Below are 16,367 nucleotides of genomic sequence, written 5' to 3'. Positions count from 1 at the left end.
CACTCGGAATCTCTTCTAACAGAAATTCCGAGTGCGATACCTTGAACGACCTACCTGAAGACGGCTGCTATAATACAGTGCTATAAGCAAGTTGCCGTCTAGCTGATAAATCAAGTCGCTCCCATGATCATCGCGATCAGCTCGGGAACAGACTCCTTCTTGGGAACCGCCGACCCCGCGATGCGGCCCTGTCGCATAACGACAGCCCTATCGGCCACCTGTACGACGTGATCCATGTTGTGGCTGATCAGAATCACTGAGACCCCTCTTTCCGGAAGAGACTTGATCAAGCGAAGTACTTGCGCGGACTCCCGGACGCCGAGCGCGGCAGTCGGCTCATCCAAGATCACCACCTTACTCGCGAACGCCACCGCGCGCGCGACAGCGACGGCTTGCCTCTGTCCACCGGACATTAGCCCTATCTCCTGACCCGGATTCAACGCCTTGATCCCGAGGGTGTTCGCTGCGCCGACCCAACCGGTCGCCTCACGTGCTTTGTTGAGGAAGCCAAATGGCCCCATCCAACTCGGCCACGTTTTCTCGCGCCCAATGTAGAAATTCGAGGAGACGTCGAGATTGTCCAACACTGCAAGGTTTTGGAATACCGTTTCGATGCCGGCGCGCCGCGCGTCGCCCGCGGAACTTAGCGCAAGCTTTTCTCCGGCCAGATGGATATCGCCCTCATCGAGCTGCATGACACCGCTTATAGCGCGAACCAGCGTCGTCTTGCCGGCCCCGTTGTCTCCGAGCAGAGCCAGAATCTCTCCCTTGTGAAGAGTCAGATCGACACCGCCGAGGGCCGTGACGAAGCCGTAGGACTTCACGGCGTTTTTAATCTCCAACACGACATTGTCGCTCATCGCATCGCCCTCGCCGCACGTGCTCGCAGTTTCTCTTCAAAATAACGACGGAGAACGTCAAGTTCGAGCGCCAGCAGGATCGACGCGCCAATGGCGATTGCTTCCCAAAACGGAGACACGCTCATGAGGTTCAAGCCATTGCGAATGACGCCGATGATCAGAGCCCCGATCAGAGCATTTACGATATGACCGCGACCGCCGAAGAGGCTGGCCCCGCCAATGATCACCGCGGTGACTGCGTCGAGCTCCATGCCCACGCCTGCCAGCGGCGAGGCGGCGTCCGTCCGGCCAGCATATATTAACCCGGCGATGCCCGCGGTCATACCTGACAGCATATAGCAGCTCATAATGACCCGGTCCCTTGGCACCCCCAGCCATCCAGCGACGTCGGGATTTCCGCCCACCGCATATATCCATCGCCCCCACAGCGTCCTCAGCGTCAGTACCGCGAGCACCAGGGTCACGAAGGCGACGAGTATCGCAGGGATCGGAATCCCTCCGATAGAACCATTGCCCGCAGCCTGTACTAGGGGTGCCATCCCGATGTGCTCGGTACCACCACTCAGGAGCAGCGCCATGCCTCTGCCAATACCCAGTGTCGCTACTGTGACGATTAGAGGCTGCGGTATTCCGCCCTTAACGATCATGAAGCCGTTGAACAGTCCGAACGCGGCACCTGCAGAAAGAAAGACGGCAAGGTGGAGAAAACCATTGTCGATTCCGGAATCCATCATCAATCCGGACAAGACCACCGTCAGGCCAAGAACGCTGCCTACAGAGACGTCGACGCCTCGGACGATGATGACAAGCAACTGACCCAACGCCAACGTCGCGATCATCGTCGTTTGCGTAAGGAGGTTCTGAAGGTTCCGAACCGTCAGGAAATACTCGTTGAGGAAGCTCATGATGATGATGAGCGCGATGAGGATCACTGCTGGTCCCGTGCGGAGGATGCGCAAACCCAAGCGAATACCGGGAGCTTTCAAGGCTTCGGAGCTATCGAGCTCCGCCGTGGTCGCTTGAGCATTCGCCGCACCTGCCACGCTGTCGGTGTTGGTGGATGACATGATGAAAACCTTCTAACGTGCGTCGCCACGCCGAAACCGGCTGGCACTATGACGGTGCGCCCCCGGCATCGCTCAGGGGCGCAGTGTCTTGCGAATGCCCTGGCCTACTTGGTGGCGAGCTTTGCTTTGAGGTCCGTCACGTAGGCCTCTGCGTTGTCCTTGGTCAGTGGTGTGGCAACAGGCACGACGGTGACCGGCTCAACTGCTTCGTTCTTGGCGACCTTGACCGCGGTATCTATCGCGGTCGCACCAATCGCTTCGAAGGGGTACGGCACGGTGTATTTCCAATTGCCATCTGCAGCCACTGCCTCGGCACCGTAGAGCTGGCCGCCGATGGACCCCAAAGGAACCTTGCTGCCGCTGGCCTTGAGGGCCTGGAGGGAGCCTTGTGCCGAAACGTCGAAGACATTGAAGATGCCACCAAGGTCAGGCGACGAGGTCAGCATGTTTTCGGTGATCGTGCGCGCGCTGGCTGGATCGCACTTGGCGTCGGCATCCATGACGACGTTGTACTTCTTCGATTCCGTTGCCTTCTTGAAGCCATTGATGAAGGCATCGGTATCCGGGTTGCCAAGCAGGCACCTGATGATCCCGATTTTCGCACCCTCAGGAACAATCTGAGCAAACAGTTCGCCGGCCTTACCCGACGCGCCGGGAATGTCGTAGAGAACATCGGAGGCGTGCCCCTTCAGCTCGGGCAGCCCTGTGTCGAAACCGACGACCTTGATGCCCTGGGCTTCGGCCTTCTTGAGCGCGGGATAAAGCTGCGCGGCCGCGCCACCGTGATTGATGGCGATGACGTTGTAACCTTCGGTCATCGCCTTCTCGATGGCGGTGATGAAGTAGTTGGCATTCGTACGATCGGGGCCGGCGACGATGTCGATCTGGACGTCCTGAAATTTCTTCGCCTCGGCTTCCGAGGCCTTGTGCATCCGGACAAACGACTGGTCGCCCAGGTAAGGATAGATAACTAGCACCTTGGGCTTATCGGCCGCATACGCGGCAGCGCTCAGCATAGATGCGGCTAGACCCAGCAGAATGCCGGCTTTCACTGTCAGTTTCATTGCTTCCTCCACTTCCCGTTACGATCGATGTCGCTTCAATACGAAGCTCACTGTGCCGCCTCGACCTCCTGCGGCTTTCGTTGCCGATACTGTCTGTTCCGGGCATCGAACATGTGCAGCGAGCGCATCGCTCGCCGTAACTCTTCATCGGCCGCTAGCCGTCGATATTCGGCGTAGAGCAACTGGTAATCCGCTAGACGGTCTTGATCTGGCTCGAAGCTCTGAAGACTGCGTGCTCCAAGTCGCTCAGCGCCCTCGGCAAACGAGCCGACAATCCCAGCCGCTACGGCACCGTGGATTGCGGCACCGAGTGCGGTCGGATTTTCAACGTCAGGGACCTCGATTGTCCGGCCCAAGACGTCAGCCATCGTTTGGACGAGGAACGGGTTGTTGCGTGTTAGACCACTTGTCATGATCACACGCCGAACAGGGACGCCCGCAACAAGGGCCAGGTCCAGGATGGTCTTGGTTCCATAGCAAAGAGCCTCGATCAGAGCCCTATAGATTCCGGCCGCCGTCGATTTGAGGCTCAACCCAACGAGCAGGCCGGAAAGTGCCGAATCCGCAAGCGGGATGCGGTTGCCGGCAAACCAGTCGAGAGCCAAGACACCGCCCTCGCCCGGGCCGAGCGCCTGGGCTGCCTCATTGTACGAGGCGAAATTTCTGGAGAGGTCTGCCTCGCGCGGAAACGTCTTTACGTACCATGCTAGCATGTCGCCAAAGGCTGCCTGTCCCGCCTCGTAGCACCACAGGTTCGGCAGAACTGCACCGAACGCCGCTCCCTCAAGACCCGCGGGCAAACCCCGTCCCTCGTCGTCCAAGATGAGGAACCCGGCAGAAGTGCCGAGCGCACCGACGAAAACTCCGGGTTCTACGGCACCGACAGCGGGCAGAACGACGTGACTGTCGATGACTGCGACAGAAACTATGGCATCGCCCTGAATGCCGGTGCGTTGACGCCATTCTGCAGTCATGACGCCGGCTGGACTACCAACCTGCAAAGGCGCAGACAGCCGACGAGTAAGCCCAGGCACAACATCTTCCGGATAGCCGGACGACCCAGAATACTGCGCTTTGTAAGACGCGAAGTCCAAGCTTCTCATCTCGTTGCCAGTAAGCTGCCACACAAGCCAGTCACCCGCCTCGATGAAACGGTCCGTCTCGTCCCAGATTGCGGGTGCCTCGGAACTCAGCTGCGCCGCTTTCGCGATCAACCACTCTCCAGACAGCTTCCCACCGAAATTCTCGAGATATTCACCGCCGTCAGCGTTGATCGCGTCAGCCTGAGACTGGGCCGAGTGCTTCCAAAGCTTCACATAGGCGTGTGGGTCTTCAGGGTGGAGAGCAGCAAGCGCCGTCCCATCTGCTCGCGCGGGCATTGGTGACGAAGCCGTAAAGTCGATACCGATCCCTAGAATTGTCTTTCCGTTTCCCAAAGCGGACAGGATTCGCTCGGCGGCCTCCGTGTAGTCGCAAGGCACCTGCAGGACGAAATTCGCGGGCAATTCATGGCCCATGAGTGAGTTGGTCAAAATCCCGTTGCTGTAAGGATGGACGTGGTGTCCCTCCTGTTCGCCTGTCCGGGAATTTACCAGAATACCGCGAGCGGACTCCGACCCGAAATCCATGCCGATGAGATAGGTGTCGGCCATACCGTTACCCCTTTCTCGATTCGAGCATCGTCCTGACACCGTCAGCGACTGCCTTTGCAGTGATGTTGAAGTGTTCGAAAAGCACTTCGGCCGGGGCGGACTCGCCGAACGTGTCGATACCGACGACAGCTCCCTCGAGACCAACATACTTGCGCCAATAGTCCGTCACACCTGCCTCGACCGCGAGGCGCGGCACACCGCGCGGGAGGACGGAGTCCTTGTACGCGCTGTCCTGGCGGTCGAAGGCAAAGGTCGAGGGCATCGATACAACGCGGACGTAGATGCCTTCCGCGGCAAGCAATGCCTGGGCTTCGACAGCCAAGGCGACCTCAGAGCCCGTCGCGATAATGACGGCAGAGAGCACACCGCCCTCGTCCTTGAGGATGTATCCACCGCGTCTCATCGCCGCCAATTTGTCGGCGTCACGCGTCTGGAAGGGAAGGTTTTGTCTTGAGAGGATCAGGCTGGTGGGGTTGGAGACGCTCTCGATCGCAACTTGCCAGGCTACCAGAGTCTCCGCGGTGTCACACGGCCGCCAGACGTCCATATTCGGCATTAGCCGCAAGGTCGCAAGCTGCTCGATCGGCTGGTGGGTTGGACCGTCCTGCCCCAGCGCGATAGAATCATGCGTGAACACATGGATCGCGCCGACTTTCATCAGGGCCGCCATTCGCAAAGCGTTGCGGGCATATTCCGAGAACATCAGGAAGGTGCCGCCGTACGGACGCACGCCACCATGGCGGAGCATCCCGTTCATGATCGCGGCCATGCCGAATTCGCGAACGCCGTAGTAGACGTAGTTGCCAGCACCGGACGGCCCAAGCGCACGCGTCCCGCTCCACATGGTCAGGTTTGAACTCGCAAGGTCGGCCGATCCCCCAACCAGTTCGGGAACCATCGGCGCGACAAGCTCCAGAGCGTTCTGGCTGGCCTTTCGGGTCGCGATCGTTTCTGCTTTCGCGACGACGGCCTGAAGACCTTCTTCCATCTTCGCGGCGAAATCCGCCGGCAGGCCACCGCTCATCCGGCGCTCGAACTCTGCAGCAAGAGCCGGATACTCCGAACGATACCGATCAAAGACCTCCAGCCACGTTGACTCGCGAGCCGCTCCTGCGGCGACCGCGTCAAATGCCTCATACACCGTCGCCGGAATATCAAACGGCGCATCCTTCCAGCCCAGGGCGTCACGAGTGAGTGCGACCTCGGTCGCGCCAAGTGGAGAACCATGACTGTCATGGCTGTCAGCCTTGTTCGGCGACCCCTTGCCAATTGTAGTGCGGCAGCAAATCAGGGTTGGGCGGTCGGTCTCCACCTTCGCCTCGGCGATGGCGCGATCAACGGCATCAACGTCGTGACCGTCGATCCCGCGGATAACGTGCCAGCCATAGGCTTCGAAGCGCTTGGGAGTATCATCGGAGAACCATCCGCCGACATGACCGTCGATGGAGATGCCATTGTCATCATACAGTGCGATCAGTTTCCCAAGGCGCAGCGTACCCGCGAGGGAACAAGCCTCGTGACTGATCCCCTCCATCAAGCAGCCGTCGCCCAGGAAAACGTAGGTGTGGTGATCGACGATGTTGAGTTGTTCCCGGTTGAACTCGGATGCCAGCAGTCGTTCGGCAATGGCCATCCCGACCGCGTTGGCAACACCCTGCCCCAGCGGGCCAGTCGTCGTTTCAACACCAGGGGTGTAGCCGAACTCCGGGTGCCCAGGCGTCCGGCTATGGAGTTGCCGGAATGCTTTAAGGTCCTTGATCGTAACGTCGTAGCCAGTCAGATGGAGCAGGCTATAGAGGAGCATCGACCCGTGACCGTTCGACAAAACGAAGCGGTCGCGATTCATCCAGTTGGGGTTGGCCGGGTTGTGCTGCAGATGACGTGTCCAGAGCGCGACCCCGATTTCCGCCATGCCCATCGGCATACCAGGGTGACCTGACTTGGCTGCCTCTACGGCATCCATTGAAAGTGCTCTGATGGCGTTGGCGAGTGTGGCGTTGCTGTGAGACATATTTTCCATGACTTTATTCATGCGGGAATAGGGCTGACCCAGGCCACCGGTTGTGGCTTAGGCCGTTGCTTGGGCAAAATCGGCCGCGGTGGCCGCCCCGGTCATTATCGCTACGGCGTCAGACATCGTGACGGCCTGCGGGTTGACCACGGCAGCTCGCCTTCCAAGCCTGTGAATGTGGATGCGATCGGCGATCTCGAAGACGTGGGGCATGTTGTGGCTGATCAGGACGATCGAGAGTCCCCGCTCACGAACGCTCTGGATCATGTCCAGGACCTTCCGCGATTCCTTCACCCCGAGCGCCGCGGTGGGTTCGTCGAGGATGATGACTTGTCCGCCGAACGCGCAGGCTCTCGCAACAGCAATACCTTGGCGCTGACCTCCCGAGAGTGTCTCCACGCTCTGATGGATGTCCTGAACGGTCATCAAACCCAGGTTTGAGAGATGACGCCGTGCTTCTGTTGCCATCGTTGCTCGATCGAGCAGCCGGAACATCGATCCACGTACGCCGCCGACCCGCATCTCCCGTCCGAGAAAAAGGTTGTCGGCGATGGAGAGCGCCGGTGAGAGCGCAAGGTTCTGGAATACCGTTTCGATACCGGCTGCTCGCGCGTCCATCGGTGACTTGAAGGCAGTCAGCTTGCCGTCCAGCCTGATTTCCCCTGCGTCGGGGATAACAGCGCCGGCGAGCGCTTTGATCAAGGTTGACTTGCCTGCACCATTGTCCCCGATAACCGCAAGGATTTCCCCGCGGCGCAGTTCGAAGTCAGCACCGTTGAGGGCGACGACATTGCCGTAGGTCTTGGTCAGGCCACGTCCTTCGAGAGCGAGTTCCTGGTTCATGCTGCGACCCTCCGAATCCACTGATCAACGCCGACAGCGGCTACGATTAGAATTCCGACGGAGAACTCCTGCCAAAGCGCGTCAAGTCCAGCCAATGCGAGACCGTTGCGAAACACGCCGACGATGAGCGCACCGATAAGAGTTCCGACGATCGTTCCGCGGCCTCCGAACAACGAGGTGCCGCCGATGACTGTCGCTGTGATGGAGTCGAGGTTTGCGGTCGAGCCGGAGGTCGGGCTGATCGCACCGACGCGTCCAATCAAAGCCCAAGCGCCAATAGCGGAAATCAGTCCAGCGCATCCGTACACCGCAAGCAGCACGCGACGCGTGTTGATACCAGCAAGCCGTGCAGCATCGGGATCATCGCCTGTCGCGTAGACATGCCGTCCAAATGCGGTGCGGTTGAGGACGTACCAAGCGCCAGCTGCAAGAGCGAGCATGAGGACGGTCCCCATGGTGATACGCGCTCCGCCCATCTGAATTGCTGCACCCATCCACTGCAGAATCGGCGCAGCCTCGGCAACCTCCTGCCCGCGGATTGTTTGGCTACCGGAATACCAGAGGTTCAAGGCACCGAAGACGCTCCAGCTGCCCAAGGTGACGATGAATGGAGGCAGGCGGACATAGGTGACGAGGACACCGTTGATCAGACCACAGAGTAGTCCGGCTGCGAGCCCAATCAGGAAAGCGAGTTCGGGCGGCAAGCCGGCGACGATCGCAAGGCGACCCATCATGGTCGATGTCAGAACCATAATCGCCCCGACAGAAAGGTCGATACCGGCGGTCAGGATGACGATCGTTTGCGCGATGCCAATGATCCCGATGATCGTAACCTGCTGGAGAATCAGTGACAGATTGAAAGGCTGGAAGAACCGTCCGCCAACGACCACGGAGAAGACGATGACGCTAGCGGCCAAAACGATGAAGGGCACCATCGTGGGGTTGCTGTGAAGAAAGCGCTGTAGCCGATTAAGGGGGCTGTTACGCTTGGTTTCGAACACAGCGACCGCGTCGTCACTTTCTGAAAGGCGCGCTTCGAAGCTGGCCGGCGTTGCCGCCAGCTTGTTTGAATCTGTCATGAGGATACACCCTATTTGGGCTCGCAATGGAGCGACCGACCCTGGTCCCGCCCCTCAAAGACGGAACCAGGTAGAAAGGCGGCACGAAAGCGAGCGGAGTTAGGTTGACGATAGTGTCCAGGAGCAACGCCTCTGGAGCACCAAGCGGATCAACCCCAGCATGCTTTCAAGGCCTCGTCGGACGTGATCGACTCGACACCGGCTACCGGCTTGTCGGTCACGAGCGTGACGCCCGTGTTGAAGAACGGAAGTCCCGGGCTGGCTTCAGGCTTCTTGCCAGATTTCACATATTCCACGATCGCCTCGACACCGAGCGAAGCCATCTTCAACGGATACTGCATCGATGTCGCACCGATTACGCCTGCCTTGACGTTCTTGACGCCTGGGCAACCGCCGTCGACTGAGGTGATCACGACGGAACCCTCTTTCCCTGTCGCCTTGAGGGCTTCGTAAGCACCGGCAGCGGTCGGCTCATTGATCGTGTAGACGACGGACAGGTCACTGTCTTTCTGGAGAAGCGTTTCCATGCCGGTACGGCCACCCTCTTCCGATCCTTGGCCCCACTGGTGTCCAACAATCCGGCTGTCGTCTTCATCGAGGTAGCGCGAGACATCCTTGGGATCGATGCCAAAGCCTTTCATGAAGCCCTGATCTCGGGCGACGTCAACGGTCGGTTGGTTTTCCAACGCATCGAGGAACGCCACCTTTGCCTTGGTCGGATCAGCAACACTCTTTGCGGCCCACGTACCGATCAATTCGCCCGCTTTGAAGTTGTCGGTAGCGAAAGTGGCGTCGGCGGCATTTGCTGGCTCAAGCGGGGTATCGAGAGCGATCACCAGGATGCCCGCCTTGCGAGCCTGCTCGACGGCCGAGACCAGAGCCTTGGTGTCGCTTGGAACGACGAGAATGCCCTTCGCACCAGCGGAAATCAGGTTCTCGACGGCAGCCACCTGGCTGTCGTTGTCGCCGTCGAACTTTCCTGCAAAGCTCTGAATCTTCACCCCGCCGAGTTCTGCCGCCTTGGTAGTCGCGCCCTCACGGATTTTGGCGAAGAACGGGTTAGCGTCAGTCTTGGTGATAACACCGATGAGGATGTCCTCGGCAAGCACGCTCCCTGGCAAGCCAGCAATTCCAACGCTGACGAGAAGCGCAGCTAGGCCCAACCGGCGCGAAGACGTGCTGGTGGCCAATGCGTTTTTGAGCTGACGGATCATTCTAGTACCTCCCAGATTGATGAACCGAGACCTCACCTCCGAGGCCAATCGGTATAAACGTGGACGTTAATGAACCGTGTTTTGCATGTTGTCAATCATATGATTCATATCTTTTGTATAATTTTATACGTAATGGCGCGGATTTAAGTTGATTTTGGTCCGCGGTTTTGGAAAAAATCTGCGCACCGGCCTCGTCATGTGGCCCAAGAAATGTAAGAAAATGAGCATTCGAGACTGACAGGATTCAACCATGCCAAGCACAAACCAGGCACATGGAAAAACTAGGCAAGGTGGTGGAGCCGATGTCAGTTCAGACAAGGCGAGCGGCCAGATTCTTTCACTTGTCGCATCAGGCCGCGCTCGATCACGAAGCTTGCTGACTGACCTCTCGGGCCTTTCTCGAGCAACTGTCCATCAGAAGCTTGGAAATTTGATCGACGCCGGGTTGATCAGGGAAACCGAGGAAACGCTTCCAAGCGGCGGCCGTCCGACCCGCACCCTGGATATCAACAGGGACTTCGCTGTCGTGCTGTGTGCTGACATCGGTGAACAGCATATTCGTGTCGCGCTTACCGACCTTCGCCCTACCATTCTCGGCGAGATATCTGAAACTTTCGACATTCTCCGTGGCCCAACCGCCGTGCTTGAGTGGATTGAGGAGCAATTCGAGGTTCTTCTCGCATCCGCGGGAAAAACAGCAGGTGACGTAATCGGAATTGGGATCGGGCTCCCGGCCCCGGTCGACTACGCCAACGGACGGGTTGTCGGTCCCTCGGTCCTTGTCGGATGGGACAACTTCGAAATTAGGGAACATCTCGAACAGAGGTTCGGTGTTCCTGTTTATGCTGAAAACGACGTGAACCTCCTCGCTCTAAGCGACCACAGGCTTCGCCGCTCCACGGTGAGCGAGATGGTCTTTGTCAAGATCGGCACAGGTATCGGCAGCGGAATCATCACAGAAGGACGCCTGTATCGCGGAGCACAGGGTGCCGCGGGGGATATCGGCCATATCCAATTCGCCCGTGAACCGGCACCTCTTTGTCGCTGCGGCAAGGTTGGGTGTGTTGAGGCAAGAGCAGCTGGCTGGGCAATTGCCCGCGAACTCAGGGACGAAGGGATCGAGGCGCAGAACGCTCGGGACGTTACTAACCTTGTGCGCGCAGGTCAGCCACTTGCCATACATCTCGTGCGCGAGTCCGGAAGAATTCTCGGGGAGGTTATGACCAGCTTGGTCAGTATCCTGAATCCGGAAATGATCGTAATCGGGGGCACCCTCGCCACATTGGATGACCATCTCCTCGCCGGCGTCCGGGAACTTGTCTACAAACGTTCGCTGCCTCTCGCTACTCGAGAACTTGAGATAGTCATATCGCCTCCGGACCCCGATGCCGGAATTGTAGGTGCGGCTTTCCTCGTCGTGGAAGAGCAGATGAAGGAAGGCAATGTTGAGAGCGTCATAGCCCGACACAGCCTACGCTCGGCATAGACAGCTCCCGCACTGATCTGCCAGGCCGTTCCGCGCCATAGCATCGGACGCCCATTCCCCAAGGCAAGGCCTAGCTCAACTCGCCTATAGGCTGACATTATACCCTCGTTCGCCATGGGGTGTGCCCTGGCACCTGGGTTTCGTATGAAGACGTGTATTTCCGCGCGGACTGTTCGGGCTGTGCGGGATTGGTTGCGGTGGAGGCCGCCAGCGTCTTGGCAAATAGGAGGAGCTTAATGAGCCAGAACGAGTCCAAGCGCCGGCTTGGTGCCGGAGCGATCGGCAATTTCGGGGAAATCTACGACTTCGCGGTATTCGGATTTTCCGTCCCTATTTTATCGCAACACTTTTTCCCCAAAAGTGATCCTACCGCCGCTATCCTTAGCACCTTCGCTGTCTATGCGGTGGCGTTCTTCGCCCGCCCGATCGGCGGATTGGTTTTTGGATACCTCGCCGATCGGATCGGGCGCGTGAAGGTCCTTGCCATCACAATCTGGCTGATGGCTGCGGGTACAGCAATAATCGGATTGTTGCCGACTTATGCATCGGTAGGCGTCCTAGCGCCCACCCTTCTCGTTCTCTGCCGTTTGGCCCAAGGGTTCGCGCTCGGTGGCGAAACCACCGGCAGCACAAGCTATATTCTGGAATCGGCACCCGATGACCGCCGAGGGTGGTGGGTCGGGATCGTCTGGTTCTTCGCCCACATCCCTAATGCGCTCGTCGCCCTTATGCTTGCAGGGCTTCAGTTTGTTGCCGGCGAAGAATTGTACGGTGACTGGCTATGGAGACTTCCGTTTATCCTTGGTGGCCTTATCGGCGTTATCGGCTTTTGGTTGCGCCGTAGCCTAGACGATCCGGAGGAGTACAAGGCGGCCGTTCGCGACAGGAAGGACAGCAATAGCTTCCGGTCAATGGCTCGCACCGGTGGTTACAAACCCATCCTCTACGTGTTGATGGTCCAGCCAGTGCAGACCGTCGGCTCCTACCTTTTGCTCGGGTTCATGTATGCCTTCCTTGTAAAGGAGGCGCATTTGCATCCGACCGACGCCCTGATGACGAACGCCGTGGCCATCCTTGTTCTTTCGGCCATCATCCCGTTGTCCGGTCGGCTCAGCGATCGCATTGGCCGCAAGAAGGTATTCACCCTTGGGGCGCTCTGGATTCTTGTAGCCGCTTACCCTGCAGTAATGCTGGCCTCTACGGGCGTCCTCGCAAACGCATTCATGGGCCAGCTGCTGCTGGCGATCGGAATTGGCATTTACAACGGCGCGGCGTTTCCCGCTGCTGCGGAGTTCTTCCCGACGTCATACCGAGCGACGGGACATGCGATCGCCTACCAGTTGGCCGTTGCGATTTTCGGTGGCACGACACCGCTGATCGCGACTTGGCTCGTCAGCAGCACGGGCTCCGCACTCGCCCCTGGTCTCTATGTGACTGCGATCGCTTTCATCGGATTAATACTGGTCCAGTTTGTTCCGGAGACGAAGGGCATCCGGTTGCGAACGGCTGCGGCGTCTGAAGAGGAGACGCCGTTGCTCGTTCCATCAACCTCGCGGTAGAGGTCATCCGCCAGCCATCACGGTCGAATTTCATTTGTCCGTGATGGCTCGCTGTCGCAATGATATTTGAGGAACTCCGATCGGGTAGCACCTCTACGCTCCCACTAGCCTAACAAGCAGCATGTTTTTTGATTGCAGATGACAGGTTTGGACGGCAAATTGTGAGCGTTAGAACGGTTCAGGGGTAAATGCATGGCTACGGGTACGGTCAAATTCTTCAATGCAGACAAAGGGTTCGGTTTCATCACTCCCAGCAGCGGAGAAAGTGACATATTCGTCCACATCTCAGCGCTTCAGGCCTCAGGCATCCACGACCTGCGGGAGGGACAGAAGGTTTCGTTTGAGACTGAGCCCGATAGGCGCGGCAAAGGTCCCAAGGCAGTCAACATCCAGCTCATTTCTGCTTGAGCCAAAACGACCTGATTATGCCTAGCTATCAAGGGCCGCATCGCTGGCCCTTTTTTCGTGAAACAGGGCTTTCTCGCGGAATTTCAGGTCAGTCCGCGACAGCATTCATGAAAATCTCTCATAATGACTAGCGAAACGCACGCCCTAATCGCGGGTCACCCAGTCCATTACATCTCCGAACGATAGCAACAGCAACTGGAGATAGATATGAACGAAGCAAATGAACCCGTAATCCATGACGAGCCAGACGCAGCACGCCGCACTCTCTTGAAGATGACCGGCGTTGGAATGGCGGCGCTTGGCGTAGCAACGGTTGCTGGCGCGCCCGCCTTTGCGCAAACCACAACTGAATGGGACAAGGTCTTCCCCAAGAGCGAAAAGGTCGACCACGAAAAGGTCAGCTTCAAGAACCGGTATGGCATCACGCTCGTCGGCGATCTCTACCTTCCGAAAAACCGGAATGCCGGCGCACTTCCGGCCATTGTGGTCAGCGGTCCTTTCGGCGCGGTCAAGGAGCAATCTTCGGGTCTCTACGCTCAGACCATGGCTGAGCGGGGTTTTGTGACGATCGCGTTCGATCCTTCATACACGGGCGAGAGCAGCGGTGAGCCGCGGAATGTTGCATCTCCCGATATCAACACTGAAGACTTCAGCGCTGCGGTGGACTTCATCGGTCTTCGCCCTGAGGTCGATCGCGAGCGGATCGGTGTGATCGGTGTATGCGGTTGGGGCGGCATGGCATTGAACGCTGTCGCGGTAGACAAGCGCGTCAAGGCGGTGGTTGCCAGCACGATGTATGACATGACGCGCGTCATGTCCAAGGGTTACAACGACAGCGTGACCCTCGAACAACGCACGAAGGCTCTTGAACAGATGAGCCGCCAACGCTGGGCCGATGCCGAAAAGGGAACTCCGGCCTATCAGCCGCCGTACAATGTGCTCAAGGGCGGTGAAGCGCAGTTCTTGGTGGATTATCACGACTACTACAGCACTCCCCGTGGGTATCATAAGCGCGCAGTCAACTCTGGCAACGCCTGGACGCAGACCACCCCGCTGTCGTTCATGAACATGCCCATCCTGACTTACATCAAGGAAATCTCACCGCGCCCTGTGCTCTTCATCCACGGCGAGAAGGCTCATTCGCTGTACTTCGCGGAAACGGCATACGCCGCGGCAGCAGAGCCCAAAGAGCTGATGATCATCCCCGGCGCGAACCACACCGACCTCTATGATAAGGTCGATGTGATCCCGTTCGACAAGCTGCAGTCGTTCTTCGATCAGCATCTTAGCGTCTAACAGCTGACTGAAATCCGCATTCACAGGTGGGCGTGAGTTCTGCTACGTCCACCTGGTTGCTGTTCGGGGGCGGTCGTCGTTCAATCGCCCGGGAAGAGCTCAGGGAAAAACCTCACCGCCAGGCCAGCGGGAAAGGACAGCCGCAGCGTCGATCGGGATGACTCTGCCGTGACCACGCCAGATTTGATCAGAGCTGCCGTCACGCGTCGAGCGGACCGGTCACTTGCTCTTGCTAGAATCGCAACCTCCCCTCGATCCAATTCACCGCGATAGAGGATTGCATTCACCACCATTTCAGCCCCTCGCGGGAGTTGTCCCGCCTTTATTTCATGCTGAACCCATGTCAGGGCCCGACCACGCAGGCTGTGCGGTTGAATAATTTCACTCATGAAATCGATCTGATCGATACATGTCTCGATGAAAAATCGCGTGAAATCTGCGAAAGCGCCTTCGCTGAGCGGCCCACGCTCTTCACGGCTGACTGCCGCTTGGCTGGGCTCGTCGCACGATTGAAGGAGGGTTCGGTATTCCCTTTTGCGGAGCGCTAGCCCTCGTACCACCGACCAAAGGCCGTCCGTACGAAGGACAGACCGTAGCGCTCGATGAGAGAGCAGTCTCGCAATACGACCGTTTCCCTCCGGAAAGGGTTGGACCCAGAGGAGGCGATGATGACCGTAGGCCGAGGCGAGAATCCGGTCGATCCGCCCGCCTGAATCGTAGGTTTCCTCCATGTGGGTCAGAAACCGCGGTACAGCTCCTGGGCTGATTGCCGTGCGGTGGCCGACCCTGACGTCACATGTCCTGAGAGCGCCAGGCTTCGCATTTGCCGTCTCGGCGTTCTCACCCGTTGATAGCAGCAGGCCCTGAGCAAGGGCTTTATAGAACCGCCAGTGAGTCTCGCAAATATTCTTCAAGGAAAACGGTGAGGCATCCTCATTATCGATCCATCTCTGAACGGCGACGTAGGCCAAAGCCTCTAGCTGGACATCGCGCCTCTCGTTGTCGTCGCGGAAGTTGCCAAGTATCGCCTGCTGGACGTCGACGGGCTGGATATTACGGCCCTCGATCAGGAGATCGTAGTAGCAGTTTACTGTCCTGACGAGATCGGCCAGCGCGTCGGCGATTGCCGGAGGCAGTGATGAAGAAAAGGCCGCTGATTTCTCGGCCAGGGAGAGCGCTAGATCGTTTAGGTTGGATCGCAACACGACGTCGGAAACGACGAGCGGCTCAAAGAGAATGGGGCTTTCGCCGTCATCGCGAACGGACATGCGTGTTCCCCTTTCGACCTGGCACGCCACAGAGTGTGATCGACACGAGTGCTTGGTTCAAAACGGAATAAAAACTTCCAGCGATTGCCTGAATGTTTCGCTGATGACGGCGAGCGTTATTGGCATGGCGACCTCCGCTCTGACTGCCGCCTCGTGCAGCGCTGTATCCACAGAAACCACGGTTATCGGCATCGCCTTGCAATCCAGAAACACTTGAGCGGGCCGACTTTCGATCGGGAAGTAATTCTTTTTCAGGATAGCCTCCCGAACGTAGTTCAGCTGGATAACCAGCAGGTACCCGGCGTCGCACTTCACCGGGAATGGGCGCTCTGACAGCTTTGAAACTGTCCCATCGAACCCGTGTTGTTCCCACAAATGGCGTACTCGTGCTTCCGTAAGCGACACGGCAGCCTCCGGCGCGATCGTCGAGCTCCCTACAAGGCGAGCTAGCCATCTGAATTCAATGGGCAGCGCGTCGATCACCTTGTCGATTACGTTTAGACTGGCCTCCACCTCCGCATACGCACGCAACATCTCGACGTGTCCGTATTCCCCGCACG

The 16,367-nt window shown here is 58.3% G+C and carries 14 protein-coding genes; 4 read left to right on the top strand and 10 right to left on the bottom strand.

The features are described 5' to 3' along the window. Positions 1-110 precede the first annotated feature (110 nt). From EFQ99_RS16515 to EFQ99_RS16480, 8 genes are all read right to left on the bottom strand, one after another. A complete protein-coding gene (locus tag EFQ99_RS16515; protein ID WP_126922073.1) occupies positions 111-860 on the bottom strand; it encodes an ATP-binding cassette domain-containing protein in 750 nt (249 codons plus the stop codon). Further along, the gene (locus EFQ99_RS16510) at positions 857-1,927 is read right to left on the bottom strand and encodes an ABC transporter permease (protein WP_126922072.1); all 1,071 of its coding nucleotides are present in this window, start codon (positions 1,925-1,927) and stop codon (positions 857-859) included. Before EFQ99_RS16510 ends, EFQ99_RS16515 begins: the two co-directional genes overlap by 4 nt. A 104-nt stretch (positions 1,928-2,031) precedes the next feature. Beyond that, positions 2,032-2,991, bottom strand: a complete 960-nt coding sequence (locus tag EFQ99_RS16505) for a sugar ABC transporter substrate-binding protein (RefSeq protein ID WP_126922071.1) — start codon at positions 2,989-2,991, stop codon at positions 2,032-2,034. 47 nt (positions 2,992-3,038) lie between these two features. Continuing rightward, positions 3,039-4,643 (bottom strand): ribulokinase, encoded by a 1,605-nt coding sequence (locus tag EFQ99_RS16500; RefSeq protein ID WP_126922070.1) that lies wholly within the window; start codon positions 4,641-4,643, stop codon positions 3,039-3,041. Positions 4,644-4,647: 4 nt separating this feature from the next. Beyond that, complete coding sequence (gene tkt / locus EFQ99_RS16495) at positions 4,648-6,654, bottom strand: transketolase (RefSeq protein WP_208722778.1); 2,007 nt, start codon at positions 6,652-6,654, stop codon at positions 4,648-4,650. A gap of 57 nt (positions 6,655-6,711) precedes the next feature. After that, complete coding sequence (locus tag EFQ99_RS16490) at positions 6,712-7,497, bottom strand: ATP-binding cassette domain-containing protein (protein WP_126922069.1); 786 nt, start codon at positions 7,495-7,497, stop codon at positions 6,712-6,714. Continuing rightward, positions 7,494-8,576 (bottom strand): ABC transporter permease, encoded by a 1,083-nt coding sequence (locus EFQ99_RS16485; protein ID WP_126922304.1) that lies wholly within the window; start codon positions 8,574-8,576, stop codon positions 7,494-7,496. Before EFQ99_RS16485 ends, EFQ99_RS16490 begins: the two co-directional genes overlap by 4 nt. Positions 8,577-8,725: 149 nt before the next feature. Then, entirely contained in the window at positions 8,726-9,790 is a 1,065-nt protein-coding gene (locus EFQ99_RS16480) for a substrate-binding domain-containing protein (RefSeq protein ID WP_126922068.1), read from the bottom strand. 250 nt (positions 9,791-10,040) lie between these two features. On the opposite strand from EFQ99_RS16480, the gene EFQ99_RS16475 reads away from it, so the two are divergent. From EFQ99_RS16475 to EFQ99_RS16460, 4 genes are all read left to right on the top strand, one after another. Continuing rightward, positions 10,041-11,276, top strand: a complete 1,236-nt coding sequence (locus tag EFQ99_RS16475; RefSeq protein WP_126922067.1) for an ROK family transcriptional regulator — start codon at positions 10,041-10,043, stop codon at positions 11,274-11,276. 236 nt (positions 11,277-11,512) lie between these two features. Further along, positions 11,513-12,835 carry an MFS transporter gene (locus tag EFQ99_RS16470; protein WP_126922066.1) on the top strand — a complete coding sequence of 441 codons (1,323 nt, stop codon included), beginning with the start codon at positions 11,513-11,515 and terminating at the stop codon, positions 12,833-12,835. A 192-nt stretch (positions 12,836-13,027) separates the two neighbouring features. Continuing rightward, a complete protein-coding gene (locus EFQ99_RS16465; protein WP_126922065.1) occupies positions 13,028-13,243 on the top strand; it encodes a cold-shock protein in 216 nt (71 codons plus the stop codon). A 207-nt stretch (positions 13,244-13,450) separates the two neighbouring features. Then, on the top strand, positions 13,451-14,539 hold the full coding sequence (locus EFQ99_RS16460; RefSeq protein WP_126922064.1) for an alpha/beta hydrolase: 1,089 nt from the start codon (positions 13,451-13,453) through the stop codon (positions 14,537-14,539). 80 nt (positions 14,540-14,619) lie between these two features. Here the strand turns inward: EFQ99_RS16460 and EFQ99_RS16455 are convergent, their stop codons facing one another. Together EFQ99_RS16455 and EFQ99_RS16450 are read right to left on the bottom strand one after the other, a co-directional pair. Beyond that, complete coding sequence (locus EFQ99_RS16455; RefSeq protein ID WP_126922063.1) at positions 14,620-15,807, bottom strand: Fic family protein; 1,188 nt, start codon at positions 15,805-15,807, stop codon at positions 14,620-14,622. Between the two features lie 57 nt (positions 15,808-15,864). Then, on the bottom strand, positions 15,865-16,341 hold the full coding sequence (locus tag EFQ99_RS16450) for a hypothetical protein (RefSeq protein ID WP_126922062.1): 477 nt from the start codon (positions 16,339-16,341) through the stop codon (positions 15,865-15,867). Positions 16,342-16,367: the final 26 nt, after the last annotated feature.

The sequence above is a fragment of the Rhizobium vallis genome, from assembly GCF_003985155.1.
GTDB classification, from domain to species: domain Bacteria; phylum Pseudomonadota; class Alphaproteobacteria; order Rhizobiales; family Rhizobiaceae; genus Rhizobium; species Rhizobium vallis.
Note: the sequence above shows the minus strand (reverse complement) of the source record. Positions and strands in the feature narration are given on the sequence as shown.

Bases quoted from the DNA above. Each gene is read 5' to 3' on its own strand.
- EFQ99_RS16515 (WP_126922073.1), bottom strand. From the start codon at position 860: ATGAGCGACAATGTCGTGTTGGAGATTAAAAACGCCGTGAAGTCCTAC.
- EFQ99_RS16455 (WP_126922063.1), bottom strand. From the start codon at position 15,807: ATGTCCGTTCGCGATGACGGCGAAAGCCCCATTCTCTTTGAGCCGCTC.
- EFQ99_RS16465 (WP_126922065.1), top strand. From the start codon at position 13,028: ATGGCTACGGGTACGGTCAAATTCTTCAATGCAGACAAAGGGTTCGGT.
- EFQ99_RS16460 (WP_126922064.1), top strand. From the start codon at position 13,451: ATGAACGAAGCAAATGAACCCGTAATCCATGACGAGCCAGACGCAGCA.
- EFQ99_RS16490 (WP_126922069.1), bottom strand. From the start codon at position 7,497: ATGAACCAGGAACTCGCTCTCGAAGGACGTGGCCTGACCAAGACCTAC.
- EFQ99_RS16475 (WP_126922067.1), top strand. From the start codon at position 10,041: ATGCCAAGCACAAACCAGGCACATGGAAAAACTAGGCAAGGTGGTGGA.
- EFQ99_RS16480 (WP_126922068.1), bottom strand. From the start codon at position 9,790: ATGATCCGTCAGCTCAAAAACGCATTGGCCACCAGCACGTCTTCGCGC.
- EFQ99_RS16505 (WP_126922071.1), bottom strand. From the start codon at position 2,991: ATGAAACTGACAGTGAAAGCCGGCATTCTGCTGGGTCTAGCCGCATCT.
- EFQ99_RS16485 (WP_126922304.1), bottom strand. From the start codon at position 8,576: ATGACAGATTCAAACAAGCTGGCGGCAACGCCGGCCAGCTTCGAAGCG.
- tkt (WP_208722778.1), bottom strand. From the start codon at position 6,654: ATGTCTCACAGCAACGCCACACTCGCCAACGCCATCAGAGCACTTTCA.
- EFQ99_RS16470 (WP_126922066.1), top strand. From the start codon at position 11,513: ATGAGCCAGAACGAGTCCAAGCGCCGGCTTGGTGCCGGAGCGATCGGC.
- EFQ99_RS16510 (WP_126922072.1), bottom strand. From the start codon at position 1,927: ATGTCATCCACCAACACCGACAGCGTGGCAGGTGCGGCGAATGCTCAA.
- EFQ99_RS16500 (WP_126922070.1), bottom strand. From the start codon at position 4,643: ATGGCCGACACCTATCTCATCGGCATGGATTTCGGGTCGGAGTCCGCT.
- EFQ99_RS16450 (WP_126922062.1), bottom strand. From the start codon at position 16,341: ATGTTGCGTGCGTATGCGGAGGTGGAGGCCAGTCTAAACGTAATCGAC.